The organism is Nocardiopsis coralliicola (assembly GCF_054779695.1).
Genome location: NZ_BAAGXT010000042.1, coordinates 21,456 through 39,696, shown reverse-complemented (window position 1 = coordinate 39,696; position 18,241 = coordinate 21,456). Strand labels below are relative to the sequence as shown.

Annotated in this window: 19 protein-coding genes and 1 tRNA gene; 16 read left to right on the top strand and 4 right to left on the bottom strand. The window is 72.1% G+C overall.

Annotation, left to right across the window (positions count from 1 at the left end):
• Window positions 1–242: 242 nt before the first annotated feature.
• Both ACYVGT_RS22525 and ACYVGT_RS22520 read right to left on the bottom strand, forming a co-directional pair.
• Window positions 243–704 (bottom strand): RidA family protein, encoded by a 462-nt coding sequence (locus ACYVGT_RS22525; protein WP_460861886.1) that lies wholly within the window; start codon window positions 702–704, stop codon window positions 243–245.
• Between the two features lie 2 nt (window positions 705–706).
• Window positions 707–877: a DUF4177 domain-containing protein gene (locus ACYVGT_RS22520; protein ID WP_460861884.1), complete on the bottom strand. Its 171-nt coding sequence runs from the start codon at window positions 875–877 to the stop codon at window positions 707–709.
• Between the two features lie 79 nt (window positions 878–956).
• Between ACYVGT_RS22520 and ACYVGT_RS22515 the strand changes: the two genes are divergently transcribed.
• The 3 genes from ACYVGT_RS22515 (at window position 957) to ACYVGT_RS22505 (ending at window position 5,946) form a co-directional block, all read left to right on the top strand.
• The gene (locus tag ACYVGT_RS22515) at window positions 957–2,033 is read left to right on the top strand and encodes an ArsA-related P-loop ATPase (RefSeq protein ID WP_460861881.1); all 1,077 of its coding nucleotides are present in this window, start codon (window positions 957–959) and stop codon (window positions 2,031–2,033) included.
• A complete protein-coding gene (locus ACYVGT_RS22510) occupies window positions 2,030–3,235 on the top strand; it encodes an ArsA family ATPase (protein WP_460861879.1) in 1,206 nt (401 codons plus the stop codon). The genes ACYVGT_RS22515 and ACYVGT_RS22510 overlap by 4 nt, the downstream gene beginning before the upstream one ends.
• Before the next feature lie 347 nt (window positions 3,236–3,582).
• Window positions 3,583–5,946 (top strand): penicillin-binding protein, encoded by a 2,364-nt coding sequence (locus ACYVGT_RS22505; RefSeq protein WP_460861876.1) that lies wholly within the window; start codon window positions 3,583–3,585, stop codon window positions 5,944–5,946.
• A 90-nt stretch (window positions 5,947–6,036) separates the two neighbouring features.
• On the opposite strand, the gene ACYVGT_RS22500 is transcribed toward ACYVGT_RS22505, so the two are convergent.
• The gene (locus ACYVGT_RS22500) at window positions 6,037–6,492 is read right to left on the bottom strand and encodes a GatB/YqeY domain-containing protein (RefSeq protein WP_460861874.1); all 456 of its coding nucleotides are present in this window, start codon (window positions 6,490–6,492) and stop codon (window positions 6,037–6,039) included.
• A gap of 124 nt (window positions 6,493–6,616) precedes the next feature.
• Between ACYVGT_RS22500 and ACYVGT_RS22495 the strand changes: the two genes are divergently transcribed.
• From ACYVGT_RS22495 to ACYVGT_RS22455, 9 genes are all read left to right on the top strand, one after another.
• Complete coding sequence (locus ACYVGT_RS22495) at window positions 6,617–7,531, top strand: metallophosphoesterase (RefSeq protein WP_460861872.1); 915 nt, start codon at window positions 6,617–6,619, stop codon at window positions 7,529–7,531.
• A 474-nt stretch (window positions 7,532–8,005) separates the two neighbouring features.
• On the top strand, window positions 8,006–9,124 hold the full coding sequence (locus ACYVGT_RS22490) for an LLM class flavin-dependent oxidoreductase (RefSeq protein ID WP_460861870.1): 1,119 nt from the start codon (window positions 8,006–8,008) through the stop codon (window positions 9,122–9,124).
• On the top strand, window positions 9,121–9,738 hold the full coding sequence (locus ACYVGT_RS22485) for an FMN reductase (protein ID WP_460861869.1): 618 nt from the start codon (window positions 9,121–9,123) through the stop codon (window positions 9,736–9,738). The genes ACYVGT_RS22490 and ACYVGT_RS22485 overlap by 4 nt, the downstream gene beginning before the upstream one ends.
• A gap of 415 nt (window positions 9,739–10,153) precedes the next feature.
• Window positions 10,154–10,828 (top strand): hypothetical protein, encoded by a 675-nt coding sequence (locus tag ACYVGT_RS22480; protein ID WP_460861867.1) that lies wholly within the window; start codon window positions 10,154–10,156, stop codon window positions 10,826–10,828.
• A 508-nt stretch (window positions 10,829–11,336) separates the two neighbouring features.
• Entirely contained in the window at window positions 11,337–12,305 is a 969-nt protein-coding gene (locus ACYVGT_RS22475) for a hypothetical protein (protein WP_460861863.1), read from the top strand.
• Window positions 12,306–12,406: 101 nt separating this feature from the next.
• Window positions 12,407–12,805, top strand: coding sequence for a hypothetical protein (locus tag ACYVGT_RS22470; RefSeq protein ID WP_460861860.1), 399 nt, complete (start codon window positions 12,407–12,409; stop codon window positions 12,803–12,805).
• A gap of 133 nt (window positions 12,806–12,938) precedes the next feature.
• Window positions 12,939–13,184: a hypothetical protein gene (locus tag ACYVGT_RS22465; protein WP_460861858.1), complete on the top strand. Its 246-nt coding sequence runs from the start codon at window positions 12,939–12,941 to the stop codon at window positions 13,182–13,184.
• Window positions 13,181–14,146: an SRPBCC family protein gene (locus tag ACYVGT_RS22460; RefSeq protein WP_460861856.1), complete on the top strand. Its 966-nt coding sequence runs from the start codon at window positions 13,181–13,183 to the stop codon at window positions 14,144–14,146. Before ACYVGT_RS22465 ends, ACYVGT_RS22460 begins: the two co-directional genes overlap by 4 nt.
• Window positions 14,147–14,334: 188 nt before the next feature.
• Entirely contained in the window at window positions 14,335–15,618 is a 1,284-nt protein-coding gene (locus ACYVGT_RS22455; protein ID WP_460861854.1) for a hypothetical protein, read from the top strand.
• A gap of 133 nt (window positions 15,619–15,751) precedes the next feature.
• Here the strand turns inward: ACYVGT_RS22455 and ACYVGT_RS22450 are convergent.
• Window positions 15,752–15,825: transfer RNA gene (locus tag ACYVGT_RS22450), tRNA-Pro, on the bottom strand.
• Between the two features lie 153 nt (window positions 15,826–15,978).
• On the opposite strand from ACYVGT_RS22450, the gene ACYVGT_RS22445 reads away from it, so the two are divergent.
• From ACYVGT_RS22445 to ACYVGT_RS22430, 4 genes are all read left to right on the top strand, one after another.
• A complete protein-coding gene (locus ACYVGT_RS22445; protein WP_460861852.1) occupies window positions 15,979–16,305 on the top strand; it encodes a hypothetical protein in 327 nt (108 codons plus the stop codon).
• Window positions 16,306–16,483: 178 nt separating this feature from the next.
• The gene (locus ACYVGT_RS22440; protein ID WP_460861850.1) at window positions 16,484–17,134 is read left to right on the top strand and encodes a DUF4178 domain-containing protein; all 651 of its coding nucleotides are present in this window, start codon (window positions 16,484–16,486) and stop codon (window positions 17,132–17,134) included.
• Window positions 17,135–17,211: 77 nt separating this feature from the next.
• Window positions 17,212–17,748, top strand: a complete 537-nt coding sequence (locus tag ACYVGT_RS22435) for a DUF2617 family protein (protein WP_460861849.1) — start codon at window positions 17,212–17,214, stop codon at window positions 17,746–17,748.
• Window positions 17,745–18,071 (top strand): hypothetical protein, encoded by a 327-nt coding sequence (locus ACYVGT_RS22430; protein ID WP_460861847.1) that lies wholly within the window; start codon window positions 17,745–17,747, stop codon window positions 18,069–18,071. The genes ACYVGT_RS22435 and ACYVGT_RS22430 overlap by 4 nt, the downstream gene beginning before the upstream one ends.
• Window positions 18,072–18,241: the final 170 nt, after the last annotated feature.

The window sequence follows — 18,241 nt, the reverse complement described above, 5'->3', positions numbered from 1 at the left end:
GCGGTGCCACCGGCGCGCCGGGGCCGGTGCCGGACGCGGGCTCCGGCGGAGCGGGGACCGCCGACGTGCCGGGCGCCGCAGCCGAAGCGGCCCCGGATGCGGCGCGGGGGGCGGGGCCGGGTGTCGGGGACGGTTCGGCCATGGTCGTCCTCCTCGGGGCTCAGAGGCACGGCGGCGCGGGGCCGCCAGGGCGAACGGTACTCCGCGGCACCGCCCGCCCCGCCGGCCGGGTGGCGCCCAGTTCAGGCCACCTCGACGATCATCTCCACCTCGACCGGGACGTCCAGCGGCAGCACCGCGACGCCGACGGCGCTGCGGGCGTGCACGCCGGCCTCGCCGAAGACCTCGCCGATGAGGTCGCTGGCGCCGTTGATGACGCCCGGCTGCCCGGTGAACGCCGGGTCGCTGGCGACGAACCCGACGAGCTTGACCACGCGGCGGACCGCCGACAGCTCGCCGACCTCGGCCTTGACCGCCGCGATGGCGTTGAGCGCGCAGATCCGGGCGAGCTCGGCCGCCCGCTCGGGCGTGACGCCGGCGCCGACCTTGCCGGTACCGGCCAGCGCGCCGCCGGCCACCGGGAGCTGGCCCGACACGTAGACGTGGCTGCCGGTGCGCACGGTGGGCTGATAGGACGCCAGCGGCGGCACGATCTCCGGCAGCTCCAGGCCGAGCTCGGTGATCCGCTCCTCCGGCGTGGCCACGGCTACTTCTCCCGCTTCATGTAGGCGACCAGCTGCTGGTTGCGCGGGTCCCCGTCCACCGACGGGCCGGGGATCACGGTGACGAGCTCCCAACCGTCCTCGCCCCAGTTGTCCAGAATCTGCTTCGTCGCGTGCGACAGCAGCGGCACCGTCGCGTACTCCCACTTCGTCATGGCGGCAAGCCTACTCACCCCGGTCGGCCCCGTGCTGCGCTCCCGCCGGGCTGTGGATCACCCGCATAGACTTCCGGAGGTGAGCGGAGGCGAACCCCACCCGAGTCCCGGCGCGCGGCTGCACGTGGTCACCGGCAAGGGCGGCACGGGCAAGACGACGGCCGCGGCGGCGCTGGCACTGGCGCTGGCGTCCGGCGGCGGCCGGGTGCTCCTGGTCGAGGTCGAGGGGCGCCAGGGCATCGCCGAGCTGTTCGGGCTCGACCCGCTCCCCTATGAGGAGCGCCCCATCGCCGAGGCGCGCGGCGGCGGTGCCGTATCGGCGCTCGCGGTCGACGCGGAGGCCGCGCTCCTGGAATACCTGGAGATGTTCTACGGGATGCGCCGCGCCGGGCAGGCGCTCACCCGGTTCGGCGCCGTCGACTTCGCCACTACCATCGCGCCCGGCGTGCGCGACGTGCTGCTCACCGGCAAGGCCGTGGAGGCGGTCCGGCGCCGCCGCGACGGGCGCCGCCTGGGTTCCGGCGGCGGCCCGTCCGCCTACACCGCGGTGGTGATGGACGCCCCGCCGACCGGGCGCATCGCGCGCTTTCTGAACGTCAACGCCGAAGTGGCCGGGCTCGCCCGGGTGGGGCCGATCCGGACGCAGGCCGACAAGGTGATGGACACGATCCGCTCGGCCGCCACCGCCGTGCACTTCGTGGCGCTCCTGGAGGACATGCCGGCCCAGGAGACACTCGACGGGGTCGCCGAGATCCGCGGCGCCGGCATGCACCCGGGCCGCCTCATCGTGAACATGGTGCGCGCTCCGCTGTTCGCGCCCGGGGTACTCGCGGACGCGGCGGCGGGTGCGGTCGACACCGGGGCGCTGGCCCGGGGCGCCAAGGCCGCCGGGCTGGATATGCCCCAAGAGGTGGCCGCGGGGCTCGCCGGGGAGATGGCGGCGCACGCGCAGCGCATCGCAGCCCAGGACCGGGTGCGCCGGCGCCTGGACCCGCTCGGCCTGCCGGCGGTCGACCTGCCCTACCTCGGGGAGGGGGTCGGCGTGCCCGAGCTGTACCGGCTCGCGGACCGCCTCGCGGCGTCGCTCGGCGAAGGCGGCGAAGGCGGCGAAGGCGGCGAAGGCAGTGGAGGCTCCGGCAGCAGGGAGGACGGGTGACCGCGGATCCGGGCGCACGGCCCGGCGGGGGCGGCGGCCGCCCCGCCGGGCGGCTCGACGTCGATGCGCTGCTGCACGACCGCAGCATCCGCACGGTGGTGTGCTGCGGATCCGGCGGAGTCGGCAAGACCACCACCGCCGCCGCCCTGGCGGTACGCGCGGCCGAGGCGGGCCGGGACACCGTCGTCATCACCGTCGATCCGGCGCGCCGGCTCGCGCAGTCGCTGGGCCTGACCGAGCTGGACAACACCCCGCGCCCGGTGGCGGTGCCGGGCGCAGCGGCGGCCGGCGGGTCGCTGCACGCGATGATGCTCGACATGAAGCGGACCTTCGACGAGATCGTCGAGGCGCACGCAGACCCGGAGCGGGCGGCGCAGATCCTGGCCAACCCCTTCTACCAGTCGATGTCGGCCAGCTTCTCCGGCACGCAGGAGTACATGGCGATGGAGAAGCTCGGCCAGCTGCGCGAGGCCGGCGAGTGGGACCTGATCATCGTGGACACCCCGCCGAGCCGGTCCGCCCTGGACTTCCTGGACGCACCCAAGCGCCTCGCCCGGTTCCTGGACGGCAAGCTGATCCGGGTCCTGGCGGCGCCCGCGCGCGCGGGCGCGTTCCGCCTGCTCGGCGCGGGGGTATCGCTGGTGACCGGGATGGTCTCCAAGATCGTGGGCGCGCAGATGCTCAGCGACGTGCAGTCCTTCATCCAGTCCTTCGACACGGTCTTCGGCGGCTTCCAGGAGCGCGCCGAGCGGACCTACCGGCTGCTGCAGGAGCCCGGAACGGCGTTCCTGGTGGTGGCGGTGCCCGAGCCGGACGCGCTGCGCGAGGCGGACTACTTCATCGAGCGGCTGGCCGCGGAGGGGATGCCGCTGACCGGCCTGGTGCTGAACCGCACGCACCGGCCGGCGGTGCCCGGACTCTCCTCCGCCGCGGCGCTGGAGGCGCGCCGCGCCCTGCAGGAGCTGCCGGACGGGGCCGCCCACCCGCTCGCGGAGCAGGCGCTGCTGCTGCACGCTCAGGCCGCGCGCACGGCCGAGCGGGAGGCGGAGCTGCGGGCGCGGTTCGCCGAGCGCCATCCGCGGGTGCGCACGGCCGAGGTGCCGATGCGGGCCGAGGACGTGCACGACCTGGCCGCGCTGCAGGACGTCGGCGGCGCGCTGGCCGGCCGTCCGGCTGCCGGAGGCGGCCAGCCCGAGGGGTGACGCATCCCGCCCCCTCCCCGGCCGGTCACTCCCGGCACTCCGGCCGCCGGGGCCGCTCCCGGAACCCGCGTCACCCCCGCTTCTGATCCGGACGCGCACCCCGCTGCGCGGCGGCCGCCGGAGCCCGGGTACACCGGCGGTGTGTCAGGATGAGGACAGTGCGTGAGAGACCACTAAGCGGACCGAAAATCGGGCCTTACGGTGGGACGAGCGCCGCCGCCGTCCCTTCTCCGTGCTCACACACCGGGCGGATATCCCCCTTCGCCACCGTTTGCCCCGTGAGCCGTCGAACACATGCACCGCGGGCGCTCTGCCGTACGTAGTCTGATGGGGTGGGTCAGGGGAGAATGCTGCAGAGAATCGGTCAGCTGGTCGGAGTCGGCGTGATCGCCGGCGTACTCGTCGCGGCGCTTGCGCTGCCCGCGTTGGGCGGGCTCGGCATCACCGCGCGCAACGTCGCCACCGGCTTCATGAACATGCCGAGCGACCTGGAGACCCCGCCGCCTCCTCAGCGGTCGGTCATCTACGACAACGAGGGCGGCGTCATCGCCGAGATCTACGACCAGAACCGCGAGCTGGTCGGCCTCGACAACATGTCGCCGGTGATGCAGGACGCGATGATCGCGATCGAGGACTCGCGCTTCTACGAGCACGGCGGCATCGACATCTCCGGCACGTTCCGCGCGGCGCTGCGCACGCTCAGCGGCTCCACCCAGGGCGGCTCCTCGCTGACCCAGCAGTACGTGAAGAACGTCCTCGTGGAGAGCGCCAGCACCCAGGCCGAGCAGGAGGAGGCGCAGGAGACCAGCCTCGCCCGCAAGCTCCGCGAGCTCCGCTACGCGATCACCATCGAGAAGCGGATGACCAAGGACGAGATCCTCGAGGGCTACCTCAACATCGCCTACTTCGGCGACGGGGCCTACGGGGTGGAGTCCGCGGCGCAGCACTTCTTCGGCGTCCCCGCCTCCGAGCTGGACCTGGCGCAGTCGGCCACGCTGGCCGGCACGGTCCGCTACCCCTACCTGTACAACCCGCGGCTCAACTCCGAGGACGCCCAGGACCGGCGCAACGTCGTCCTCAACCGGATGGTGCAGGTCGGCGCGGTCTCCAAGGAGGAGGCCAAGGAGGCCAAGGAGGTCGACCTCGAAGAGCAGCTGGACATCACCAACCCGTCGAACGGGTGCGTCCCCTCGGACCAGCCGTTCTTCTGCGATTACGTGGTGCAGGAGATCGAGAAGGGCGACCGGTTCGGCGAGAACGAGACCGAGCGCGCCCGCTGGCTGCGCACGGCCGGCCTGAAGATCCACACCTCGCTCGACCCGGACATGCAGGACGCCGCCCAGGACGCGGTCGACAAGTGGGTGCCCCGCACGAACGAGTCCCGCAAGGTGGCCGCCGAGGTGCTGGTCGAGCCGGGCAGCGGGGAGATCCGATCGATGGCGGTCGGCCGCGACTACGGCCCGGACGAATCCAAGCTCGGCGAGACGTCGGTCAACTTCGCGACCGACGCCGACCGCGGCGGCAGCACCGGCTTCCAGGCCGGGTCGACGTTCAAGGCGTTCACCCTCGCGGCGGCGCTGGAGCAGGGCAAGGGCTTCGGCACCGGCTACGGCGGCGGTTCCTCGACGACCATCACCGGCCAGCGCAACTGCAACGGCGATCCGCTGGCGCCCTGGCCGGTGAAGAACGCCGGCGACACCGAGGGCGGCTCGAGCAGCATGGTGTCCGGCACCAAGGGGTCGGTCAACGTCTACTTCGCCCACCTGCAGAAGGACGTGGGCCTGTGCAACACGATCGAGATGGCGGAGAAGCTCGGCGTGCACCGGGCCGACGGCCAGTCGTTCGACAACCCGCAGACCAACGCGAACAACTCCTTCACCCTCGGCAGTGAGGAGGTGTCGCCGCTCACGGTGGCCAACGCCTACGCGGTCTTCGCCTCCGGCGGCACCTACTGCGAGCCGCAGGCCATCACCTCGATCGAGGACCGCCAGTCGGGCGAGACCATCGAGATCGAGTCGGAGTGCGAGCGGGCGATCGACAAGGACGTCGCCGCCGGCGTGAGCTACCTGCTGCAGCAGACGTTCAAGGGCGGAACCACCGACGGCCTGGGCATCGGCCGGCCCGCTGCGGCCAAGACCGGGACCACCGACGGATCGGCTGCGGCGTGGTTCGCCGGGTTCACGCCGAACCTGGCGGGCGCGGTGTTCGTCGGCGACCCGCGCGGCCCGCAGAACTACCCGCTGCGCAACGTCAACATCGGCGGCCGCCACTACGGCGCGGTCTACGGCGCCACCATCCCGGGCCCCATCTGGCAGGACACGATGGAGAAGGCAGTGGACAAGGTGCCCGAGGAGAAGTTCCCGGGCGCGCCGTCGAAGTTCCGCGGCGGCGGCTCGGCGTCCGGCCCGTCCGCGCCGAACATGACCAACGCCTCCGTGGACGGCGGCGTGCCGGACGTGGTCGGGCTGCGGGAGAGCGAGGCCGTCGCCGAACTGGAGGAGGCCGGCTACACGGTGAACGTGTCCGGTGCGGGCGTCCGGTCGGGCGAGGCGGCGGGCACCGTCGCCGCGATCAACCCGGACCCGGGCACCGACCTGCCGGAGGGCGCCACCGTCAACGTCTTCCTCAGCCAGGGCTCGGAGCGCCGCACCGGCGCCGCAGGCGGCGCCCCCGAACCGCCGCAGTACGCGCCGGCCCGCTGGGACGAGTAGCCCGGAGGCGGCACAGCCGCCGCACAACCGAACGGGCCGGGGCCGGCGCTGCAGCACAGCGCCGGCCCCGGCCCGTTCCGGCCGCCCGGCTCAGCCCGCCAGCTGGCGCTTGACCTCGGCGGCGACGCGCGAGCCCTCGGCGCGGCCGGCGACCTTGGGGTTGGCCAGCTTCATGACGGCGCCCATTTGCTTCGGACCCGTCGCGCCGGCCTCGCTGACCGCGTCGGCCACTAGTGCGGCGAGCTCGTCGTCGCCGAGCTGGGCCGGGAGGTAGTCGGCCAGCACGTCGGCCTCTTCCCGCTCGGCGGTGGCCTTGTCCGCACGGCCGCCGGCGTCGAACGCGTCCGCGGCCTCGCGGCGCTTCTTCGTCTCGCGGGTGAGCAGGCGGACGACGTCGTCGTCGCTCAGCTCGCGGGCGGCACCGCCGGAGACCTCCTCGGTGGAGACGGCGGTGAGGGCCATGCGCAGGGTGCGCAGGCGCACCGCGTCGCGCGCTTTCATGGCGGCGGTGAGGTCGGACTTCAGGCGGTCTTTGAGTTCGGACATGGCAACGATCATAGGGTGGACCGGCCCGGGCGGCACGGGAGTATCGGCGGCCCGCAGCGGGAGCGGGCGGATGCGGCGGGTGCGTAGGCTGCAGCAGCGACGACCACGAGGAGAACGGCGAACAGTGAGTACGGGACGAGGACTGCGGCGCGCGGCGGCGGTGGCGGTGGCGGCCGGCGCCGCCGGAGTGGGGTACGCGGCGCTGATCGAGCGCAACTGGTTCCGGCTGCGGCGGCACACGGTGTCGGTCCTGAACGGCACTCTGCCGGACGGCCGGACGCGGCTGCGCGTGCTGCACCTGTCCGACGCCCACCTCTCCCCCGAGCGGCGGCGGCTCATCGAGTGGGTCCGCGGCCTCGACGCCTACGAGCCCGACCTGGTGGTGAACACCGGCGACTCGCTCGGCCACCCCGATGCGGTCGAGCCCTTCCTGGAGGCGCTGGGGCCGCTGCTGGACCGGCCCGGCGCGTTCGTGTACGGCTCCAACGACCTCTACGGGCCGACCGTGAAGAACCCGGCCCGCTACCTGTGGCGGAGCAGCAAGGCCGACTACGAGGAACGCGGCGAGCCCGACCTGCCGTGGCGGGAGCTGGGCGCCGGCATGGTGTCGGCGGGCTGGCTCGACCTCAACAACCGCAAGGGCCGGATCAGCGCGGGCGGCTTCAGCGTCGCCGCCGCCGGCATCCACGACTCCCACATCGGCCTGGACGCCTATGGCGACGTCGCGGGCCCGGCCGCCGACGCGCACCTGCGCCTGGGGGTGCTGCACTCACCCGAGCCGGGCAATCTGGACCGGTTCACCGGCGACGGCTACGACCTCCTGCTCGCCGGGCACACCCACGGCGGCCAGCTCTGCCTGCCCTTCTACGGCACGCTCGTCACCAACTGCGGGATCGACCGCCGCCGCGCCTGGGGCCTGAGCCGCTACGGCAGCTCGTGGCTGCACGTCTCCGGCGGTCTCGGGACCTCCCCCACGGCACCGGTCCGCTTCGCCTGCCGGCCCGAGGCGACGCTGCTCGACCTGGTCGCCGCGGAGTAGCACGGCGCCGCCGGCTTCCCCGGCCGGCCTCCTCCCCCGGCTGTGCCCCGGCCGCTGCGCCGGGCAGCGGGAGCGTGTCCCGGCGACCGCCCGGCACCGGGTGCGGCCCCGGGGCGGCAGCTCCCCAGGCAGCGCTGCGGTGCAGGCACCGGCGCTGTCCGGCGGCGGTCCGGCACCGAAGCGGCGGTGCCGCGCTGCGCGCAGCTGCGCGCGGAGGGGGCTCCGCTTCGATTCCGCCGCTGCCCTCCCCGCCCCTCCGCCGCCCTGTGCCCTGCCGGCCGGCGGTGCGGAGCTGAGCACCGCCCCTGATCCTGCCGCTCATCCATGCCCTGACCAGCTCCGATTCTCCGAGCACGGGAGCCCGCTCGGACCGGTGGAGAAGGCGGGAATGGAATCGGGCAGGGTCGTGTTCCCTGGAAGTAGTTGAAATTGGAACCAAAATGGACGCGGTTGGGCGTCTGGAGGGCGGAGAGCATGCAGTTCGGGATCTTCTCGGTCGGCGATGTGACGACCGACCCCACGACGGGCCGCACGCCCACCGAGGGCGAGCGGATCAAGGCGGTCCTGCGGATCGCGCAGAAGGCGGAAGAGGTCGGCCTGGACGTCTTCGCGACCGGCGAGCACCACAACCCGCCGTTCGTGCCGTCCTCGCCCACCACCCTTCTCGGCTACGTGGCAGCCAAGACCGAGCGCATCGTCCTCTCCACCGCGACCACGCTGATCACCACCAGCGACCCGGTGAAGATCGCCGAGGACTTCGCGACGCTGCAGCACGTCGCCGACGGCCGGGTCGACGTCATGATGGGCCGCGGCAACACCGGCCCCGTCTACCCCTGGTTCGGCCAGGACATCCGCCAGGGCATCCCGCTGGCCATCGAGAACTACCACCTGCTGCACCGGCTCTGGCGCGAGGACGTCGTCAACTGGGAGGGCAAGTTCCGCACCCCGCTGCAGGGCTTCACCTCCACGCCGCGGCCGCTCGACGGCGTCCCGCCGTTCGTCTGGCACGGCTCGATCCGCAGCCCGGAGATCGCCGAGCAGGCCGCCTACTACGGCGACGGCTTCTTCCACAACCACATCTTCTGGCCCAAGGAGCACACCCAGAAGATGGTGGCCCTGTACCGGCGCCGGTTCGAGCACTACGGTCACGGCAAGGCCGAGCACGCCATCGTCGGCCTCGGAGGCCAGGTGTTCATGCGCAAGAACTCCCAGGACGCGGTCCGCGAGTTCCGGCCCTACTTCGACAACGCGCCGGTCTACGGGCACGGGCCGTCGCTGGAGGACTTCTCCCGCGAGACGCCGCTCACCGTCGGCAGCCCGCAGGAGGTCATCGACCGTACGCTGGGCTTCCGCGACTACATCGGCGACTACCAGCGCCAGATGTTCCTCCTGGACCACGCCGGCCTTCCGCTGAAGACCGTGCTGGAGCAGCTCGACATCCTCGGCGAGGAGGTCGTCCCGGTGCTGCGCCGCGAGTTCGCGGCACGGCGCGCCCCGGGCGTCCCCGACGCCCCGACCCACGCCTCGCTGGCCGCCGCGCAGGGCGACCGGGAACTGCAGGCCGCCGCTGCGGCCGGAGAGGAGCAGGAATGAGCGAACGCCGCATCGCCGCCGTCTCCGCGGGCCTCAGCGTGCCCTCGTCCACGCGGCTGCTGACCGACCGGCTGTCCGCCGCAGCCCAAGGCGCCCTGCGGGCACAGGGGGAGGCGGCAGCGGCGTCGGTCACCGAGCTGCGCGACCAGGCGCACGCCCTGACCGACAACCTGCTGACCGGGTTCCCGGCCGGCGACCTCAAGGCCGCGATCGACACCGTCGCCACCTCGGACGGCCTGATCGCGGTGACGCCGATCTTCAACGCCTCCTACAGCGGGCTGTTCAAGACGTTCTTCGACGTCCTTCCGGAGGGCGCGCTGCGCGGGAAGCCCGTGCTGATCGCCGCGACCGGCGGCTCGCCGCGCCATTCGCTGGCGCTGGAGCACGCGCTGCGGCCGATGTTCGCCTACCTGCGCGCGACGGTCGTGCCGACGTCGGTCTATGCGGCGTCGGAGGACTGGGGCACCGGGGACACGGCGCACAGCGCGCTGACCGAGCGGATCGAGCGCGCGGCCGGCGAGTTCGCCGAGCTGGTGGCCGCCCGCACCGGCGGTCCGGCCGACGACCCGTTCGCCGAGCCGGTCCCGTTCGAGCAGCTCCTCGCCGGCGACTGACCAGGTCCCGCTGCCGACCTACTCCGCCCCGCTCTGCATGCGAGCGGGGCGGAGCCGTGTCAGGGGCCGGCTTCGGCCACCTTGAGGCAGACGGCCGACCGGAAGGCCAGGTACTCGTCCAGGGGGTCGCCGCTGTACTGGTTCCACGGGTAGGACGTGGCATGCGGGCCGAGTTCCAGCAGGTGGCCGTATGCCTCGTCGCAGCGGTCCTGTGCGAGTAGGGCCCCGCCGATCCCGCCGCCGAACCCGACCGAATACGGCGTGGCTGATTGCCGAGGACAGAAAAGAGGAAAGAAAAAGGGCCCGCTGGTTCCCTGCCGACAGCAGGCGTACGCTTTCAGCGCCCAGTAGGGGGACCCATCTGTGCCGCAGCAAGGGCAGGTCGCGGTCGTCTGCCCAGCCGAACGGATGGCGTATGGAACTGCGCGACGATCTTGCCGCGCAGGTGCAGAAGTACTATGACGGGCAAACCAGCCCCGCAGCGGAACTCAGGCCCACCGATACGAGCTTCAGCGAATGCGTCCTCTCGGGGATGCACCGGGCGGATATCGTCCAGGAGCTCTGGCAGAACCGAGCCGGAAACGACGTCTGGAAGTGTATGACTCCCCTTCGCACACTGGCCGCGGCGGCAGCAGTCGCCCTCCTATTTACCGGCTGCTCTATCGGGTCCACAACGGACCCCCGACCGTCTCAGTCACCGTCGCCCTCTCACGCGTCCTCCCCCTCCGGCTCGCCGGAGGAGGTCATTGCCGAGATGACCGACCTCACCGTGCCCGACGGGGCGAAGGATGTCGTCGCCGAAACCGAGACGAATAGGGACGGTCGCCTAGTCCTCTCCGCTTCGTTTACCACCGACCGCGATGGCGCCGAGTCCTTCTGCGAGGGCGAGAATCTCGGGGTCTACCGGGACCCCGAGGGCCCGTCCGAAGAAGCCCGGAAGACGCACGACACCGCCGTGGAGACCGTAGACGGGGCCATTGAATGCCGCGGCGTCAAACCCGATACCGGCACTATCCAGCGCGAAATCCTCATCCTCTACCCGGAGGAGGACAGCGCCGAGGTGCACGTCAGCGCCTTCGAGGTCGATTAGAGGGACCGCCGGTCATCCGCACATTGCTGCAGCCCTCAGCCGCCGCGCCGGGTCCACCGTCTCGCCACATCACTTTTCCCAACTGGCTTCATTCACAAGTCCAGGCAGGCGGACTCCTTCTCCACAATGCTGTATCTGCAACCCGATACCAACTCTCTCCGCCCCGCGACCTACATCGGCCGTGGCGTGATCCGGCCAACCCGCCCGGGGCAGAGGCGGGCGCGCGAATCCTGGGCGGCCCGGCAGCTGACTTGTCCAGCCGGAGAAGGCCAGTGAAGACGAATCGGAGTCGTTCCACGATCGGCACCGCCGTTCCGCGAGTTATGCGGACCCCGTCCCGTAAAACGCCCGACTAATTTGGGGCCCCAGAGCCTCCAGCGCACCCCGCCGACTCCGCATAAGTTTTCCCTCGATGAGGTCCCCCCGCCTTGAGGAGCGCCCCGTGTTTTCGGAACGGCAGCCACTTCGCCAGTGCGAACGGGGCGCCGGCACAGTGGAATACGCTGCGGTGATCCTGCTGGTGGCCGCGGTGGCCGCTGCGGTGTTCGCGGCGGCCGTTCCCCAAACTGTCGGTGCTCTGTACGAGGAAGGGATATGCCGGATCGAGCAGCGCGGCGGCTGCGATGAGATCGGCGAGCAAGGGGGCCCGGACGGAGGCGAAACCCTCGTCGAGCCCCGCATGGAGGATCCCGGCATCCCCACCGCTCCTGTCTGCGAACCCCTCTGCGAAGCGGTGCCCGGCCACGTCAACCTCGCAGAATGGCCCGATCCGCCAACGCACCCGGAACGGCGCACCGCCCAGGAGTCCCAACTCGCCCACGACAGCGCCAACGTGGACGACATCTCTCGCAAAACGTTCTGGACCTGGCCGTGGACGGTGCTGGAGACCAAGAAGCAGGACGCCTACCTCGTGGCAAACGGCGGGGCCTTTCGCGGGATGTGGACCGCCCGACGAGCGCTTCTGCACTTTCTGGACGGCTCTGGCAACGACTTCGAAGTGGATGTCGATGAGGTCCTGGAAGATGTCCCCGAGTTCCGCGAAGCAGTCGCCGACCAACGGCAGGACATCGGGCGCCAGGCCATTCTTCAAGCGCAGGAGGATGGTGCCGAGGGCCCGGTCACCTTTCCTGTCTCCAGCGAGTGGAACGCGTTCGGCACCGACCCCGACGGCGGCTACATCTACGACGACTCCGATTGGATCAACACGTTAGGAAGTTGGAACCATGCCGAAACCGGCGAGGTCACAGTCTTCCCCCCTGAAGATCCTGGGGGCGAGTGGACCTACGAAATGCGCTCAACGACCCATCTGCAGAAGTACTACGACTGGGACCGGGACGAAACCGGTCCAGTGCTTGACGTAGGACCGTTCGACTCGTCTTTTAGCGAGATGGACCTCTCAGAGATGCACCGGGCGGGGATCGCCCAGGAGTTCTGGGCCAAGGGCGAGACGGGCGCAACCACCACGGGCACGCTCTGAGTAAATCGGACCTCGTCAAGAGAGTCTCCAAAGGGCGCCCCTTGCTCCGGTCCGCAGCCCACCGGCCCCCGGCCCTGCGCACTACACAGTCAGGAGAACCGATGCGCCTTACCGTCACGCTCGCCGCGTCCGTCGCAGTCTGGGTGCTCGGCACGGCAGTGCTCGCGCTGACCCTCCTCTGGCTCGTCCCCACCGAGCACTTACTGAACCCCCCCGGGATGATCCTTTGGACCGCCGTTCCCCTCGCGGCGATCAGCGCAGCCCTGGTCCTCACTGCCGCAGCGGTCCACCGCCACCAGACCCCAGCCGCCGACTTGACCGCGGCTGCCGCCCTCGCGCCCCCGTCCCTGGGCGTGGTGTGCTGGATCATCCTGCAGTTGTCGCTCCTCATGCCCGCCTACCTGCTGGCGGCGCAGACGCTCTGCTGCGCCACTGCATCCACAGCGGTCTGGCTCGTGATCCGCCGCATTCAGAACCGCTCCGCCTTCCGCATGAACTGACAGCGCCCCAGGCCTCCCCACCGCTCTAGCCCAGATGCGCTGCGGCCCCTTCCGGGCTGCCGCGAAGGGCGGACGCTTCACCTGCCCGCAACCCAGGTTGACAGCCCGACCGTGCGCAACCTAGGTTGACATCATGGACGCTGTTGAACTGGCGGCGACCGCTTCGGACACCTCCGCACCGGTGGACGGCCTGCGGTCCGTAGCCGCACTGCGGAGGCTGGTGGACTCCCTGGAGCTGCTGCAGGTCGAGCACGCCCTGCGCGCGGGGGAGTCCTGGACCTCCATCGCGGCGGCGCTCGGAGTGACGCGGCAGGCCGTCCACAAGAAATACGCCGCGCGGCTCAGCCATATCGACCCCACCGAAAGAGGCAGACGATGACGAATCCGTCCGCGAAGCCGACCTTCCTCAGCAAGGGGTTCGACCGCACCATGATCGAGGGCGCGGCGAGCAGCGAAGCCGTGCGCGCGGGGCATCCCGAAGTCGACTTCGAGCAGCTCCTTCTCGGCCTCCTGGTCTGCGGCGGGCCGGCCGCCCGGCGGCTGATGGACGCGGGCGTGGACTTGGCCGCAGCCCGCGTGGCAATCGACGAGCTGCACCGCGAGGACCTCGCCCTGCTCGGGGTCCGGATCCCGCTGCCCGTACCCGACCCCGCCGCGGCCGCGAGTGCGGCGGGGATGCAGCGGCTGACGCCCCGGCTCCGCGAACTCGTCGACGAGTGCCCGACGGCCGGCGGCGACCGGGCCCTGCTCGCGGCTCTCATCGACGACGAGGGAGGCCGCGTCCGGCGGGTGCTGGACCGGGTGGGCGCCGACACTGACCGGATCCGCGCCGATATGGATGCGGCGCTCGACGGCGAGAACGGTGCGGATGCCTCCGCGGGCGGCGCCACCGCACGCTCCGGGTCAGCGGAGGGCGGCTGGCAGTACGCCACCTACGACATCGAGCTGCCGGTGGCCGCGGAGCTGGTCTGGAATCTGGTCAGCGACCCTGCGCGCCACGGCGAGTGGGAGCCGTCCGCCGTATCGTCGCAGGTGACCGCGGACGGGTCCGTGGAGATGACCGACCGGGAAGGCGCGACGACGCGCACCTGGATCGCGCAGGCAGTCCCGGGCCGCGAGGTCACCTGGGAGAAGGAGCCGCCGGCCAGCGGCATCCCCGCCAGCACCCTCCGGGTGGCCGTCGAGCCCCTCGGCGACCGCTCGCGCCTGCACCTCCGCACCGAGGTGCGCAGCGCCCTCGGCGACGGCGTGCGCGGACGCATCGGCAACCGGATGGTCCGGTGGATCATCCGCAACCAGCTCCGCATGCGCGCCCAGGCCATCGCGCAGTCGGCTGCCTGAGCCCGGGCCGGAACACCGGCGGAGTTCTGCCGATGGGCGATGTGCGCGCCGGTCCTGCGCACCGAGGGGCGCCGGACCGGCGCGCATTCAGCAGCAACGCGGCGAGATCCGGGGGCCCGCGGATACACTGGGCGACGCGATCCCGGAATCGGCCGGGATAACATCCCCCCGCGATTGTGAATCCGATGATGAGCGAATCAGAAAACCGCCTCGTTCCCCTTGCAGCGGCGACCGTGCTCACGCTCACCCTTTCCGCGTGCCAAGGCAGCGGCGAAAAAGAAGGACCGCACCCGGACGCCGAATCCAGCGAAGAGGTGAGCGAAACCGAGCCCTCGCTCGGCGATCCGGGAATTCTCGCCGCCTCCTGTCCCGAAGTCGAGCCGTTCTCGATCGACAGGGAACTGCTGCCGTTCACCTTCACCCTGTTCTCGCACGAGGACGGCAGCCAGATCGTCAGCCGCCGATTCAGCGCCGACCTCACCGGCGCCGAGGTTCCGGACTTCCCCGGCGGACGCGCCACCGAAGGCAGCGTGGAACTCCCCGAATGCTCCGCCAGCCAGTCGGACAACCGGAAGGCGGCATCCGAGCTGCCCCAGACCCTGATCCCGGAGCAGGAGCTGCTCCTGGTCGAGATCGAGGAGGACGTGGGCGGAACCGCCACCCCCTCCGTCGGCGTGCTCGACCCCGAGGGGAACCTGTCCGCCCTCACCGGCGGCCAGGATCCCGGCGACTTCGAGACGCCGGTGGAGTACACCGGCGCGGTCTACGATTCCACCCGCAACCGCGTCCTCTACCGGGAGGCGGGGACGGACGGAAACCCCGACCTGTTCCACGCTTTCGACCTGGAGACCGGGGAAACGTCCGAAGCATTCGAATGCCCGCTGCACTGCGGCAACCACTGGATCGACCAGAACAGCGGACTACTGGGCTGGAGCGACCCCGGCCAGCGGGGCGAGAAAGGCCTGCTGATGTCGCCCGACGGCGCCATCATCACCGAACGCGCCGATCACGCCGGGTACTGGAGCGCCGATTCGCCGGAGGCCGCCGCCGTTTACCGGGGCGAATCCGGAGAGGACGGCGTCCTCGACGAGGCATCCGCGTACTACATCGGCGCAGCCAAGGACACGGACGGCTCCGCGGTCGGATTCGTCTCGGACAGCGAACTGCTTTTCGGCGGTGACGAGCTCCCGGTCTTCGATGTCCGCGAAAGCGAGATCGCCGACCTGTACGAAGAGGACCGGTTCACCGCCAGCGAACCCGTCGTCGCCTCCTACACGCTGGTCCCGGAGAGCCCCCGCACCAACGAGTCCCCCCTCATCACCCCCGAGCGCGACGAGGTCGTCTTCCTCTCCACCACCGACACCGGCGACCGCAGCTGGTACCGGGTCCCCGCCGACGGCTCCGAGGATCCGACCGAAATCGGCCCCGTCACCCTGGAAGACGACCAGGTCCACGGCGTCGCGGTCCACTAGGGCGGGCATGCCTGCCTCCCCGGCCCGGGCCCGCCGGCTCCGCCCCGCACCCGGTTACCCGCCGGCCACCCCAAGGACGCCCCCGCACACAACAAAGAACGGGTGCCCACCTCAGTGGACACCCGTTCTGCTGTCGGGGTGGCGGGATTTGAACCCACGACCTCTTCGTCCCGAACGAAGCGCGCTGCCAAGCTGCGCTACACCCCGTGCAACGGGATTAAGTCTAGCGGACTCGGAGGAGTGCTCGCACACGGTTTGCCGGGGGTTCCCGGGCGGGTGGGGGTGAAACGTCTCTGCAGAAGTCGGCCGGGGGTGGTCGGGGCGGTTGCCGGGCGGGCGGATGGCGCTCACCTTCGGGGCATGGGTGCCGATCTCATCCCTGACCCCGATGACATGCGGCCGGCCCCCTGGTGGGTGCGGCTGTCCCGCTGGCTCAACGGCGCACGGGCCTGCGCCGTGTCCGACTGCATCGGCCTCGCGGAGTCCGGGCTGTACTGCGCCGAGCACATCGACGCCATCCGCGAACTCCGCGCCCGCGAGGGGCCGCGGCTCTGCGCGCGCGACGGCTGCCCCGAACCGCGGCACGGCGGCGCCGTGCACGGCGAGCTGTGCCGGGCGCACGGCGACGAGGCGCTGATCCGCGGGTGCTGGGGCCGCGGCCGGTGGGACACCGGGGCGCGCCGCTGACTTCCCGCCGCCCCTCCAGCGGGGCAGCGGGCAGGCGCCGGATCCGCGTCCGCGCGCGTGTGCCGGGGTAGGAGGCGGGGCCATGTCCGGCCCCGCGGAACCACGCAGCGGGCGGTTCCGTCACAATCCTGGACGGGGCGCGCTGCGCCGCCCGACTGCCCAGGAGGAGTCCCCCCGCGTGAACACGCTGCCGCTGCTGATCCTGCTCGCCGCGCTCGTCGTCATCGCCGCGCTGCTCGTGCTGCTGCTGCGGCAGCGGCCGCGGCCGCGCACGGCAGCGCCGGCCGCGCCCGCAGCGCGCCAGGACCCCTTCGGCGACGTCGGCGCGTCCGGCGGCGACCCGCTTGCGCTGCGCGTCGGCGACATGGTCGAGTTCGGCGCCGAGCGCGGGTGGGTGCGCGGCACCCTCCGGCTCAGCGAGGGCGGCAGTGACTGGGCCGAGCACTTCATCCACCTGGACGACCGGTACGGCACCGCCGACGAGGTGCCCGGCGGTTCCGGGCCCCGCCGGTGGCTGTCGGTCGAGGCCGACCCCGATGTGCAGATGGCGCTCTGGACCGGCCGGCCCGAGGCCGACCTCGCCCCCGGGCCGCGCACGCTGGACTTCGAGGGCCGCACCTACCGGTTGTCCGAGCGCGGCACCGCCGCCTACCGGTCGGAGGGGACGACCGGGCTGCGCGCGCAGGGCGGGATGGACTACGCCGACTACGAAGCCGACGACGGCGCCCTCCTCGCGTTCGAGCGCTTCGACCACGGACGGTGGGAGGCCGCAACGGGCGCCCCGGTCCACGCCGGCGACGTGCTCATCTACGGCTCGGGCGCCGGATGAGGCCGCACTCCGCCGCCGTTCCCGTCCCGGCCGCAGGCGCCGGCCCGGCACGGAGCGGCGCACCCGCACACGCCGCAGTGCCGTTCGCCGACACCGCGGCATCCGATCTCGTGTGGACCCTGGCCGCGCCCCCGGCCGCGGCAGTGGCGCAGGCCGCCGCGGTGCTCGGCGGCGTACGGCTGGAGCTGCGCGTCCTCGCCGCCTCGCACCAGGTGGCTGCGGAGTCCGGGGGCACTCCGCTGATCGAGACGGTGGCCTGCCGCCCGGGGGCCGCGGGCACCCGTCCCGGCGCGCTCCCGGCCCTCATCGACGACCCCGCGCGGGGCTACCGCTTCCGGTGCAGCATCGCCGTGCACCGGCCAGACGTGCTCCGCGACCGGGTTGCCCGGCTCCTGACCGCGGTGGAGCAGCATCCGGCCGCGGTCGCCGCGGTGTTCCCCGGCGATCCGGCGGCGGCCACGGCGCTCACCGCCGACGCGCCCGCGCCGGGCACCGTCCGCTGGTCGACCTGGCACGCCTATCCGCAGACCGGCGAGCTCGTCCGCACCGAATCGCACCTGGTCTTCGGGGATCGCAGCCCTGCACGCCCCGCCCCAGGGAGGGAGTGGCCATGAACGACTCCGGCTCCGCGTCCGCCAACACCGTGTGGGTGTTCATCATCGGCGGCGTCGCCGTCGTCGGACTGCTGTCGCTGCTAATGCCCGGGATGAGCGGCAACCCCCGCTGCGGCGACTACAGCCTGCGCGGCGGCGAGTACATCCGGACCGAGAACCGCGGGACCTACGACAAGCGCGGCGGCGAATACATCTACGTCGGCTGCAAGAGCGGCCGCTCCGGCTTCTCGTCCGGCTCCGGCTCGGATTCCGGCTCGGGATCCGGCTTCTGGAGCACCGGCGGCTCGGACTCGCGCGGCGGCGGCCCGGGGTGGGGCAAGTGATTCCGCTGGAGCACCCGCCGCACGGCGGGCACCTCCGCGCCGGCGGTGCCCGCCCCGCTGCGACGCCCGTGGCAGCCCGCACGTTCCGCACTGCCCGCAGCACCGCCCCGACCGGCGGCCGCACCGCCCTCGTTGCCCTGCCCGCTCCCCTGGAGACAAGGAAGCCCCGA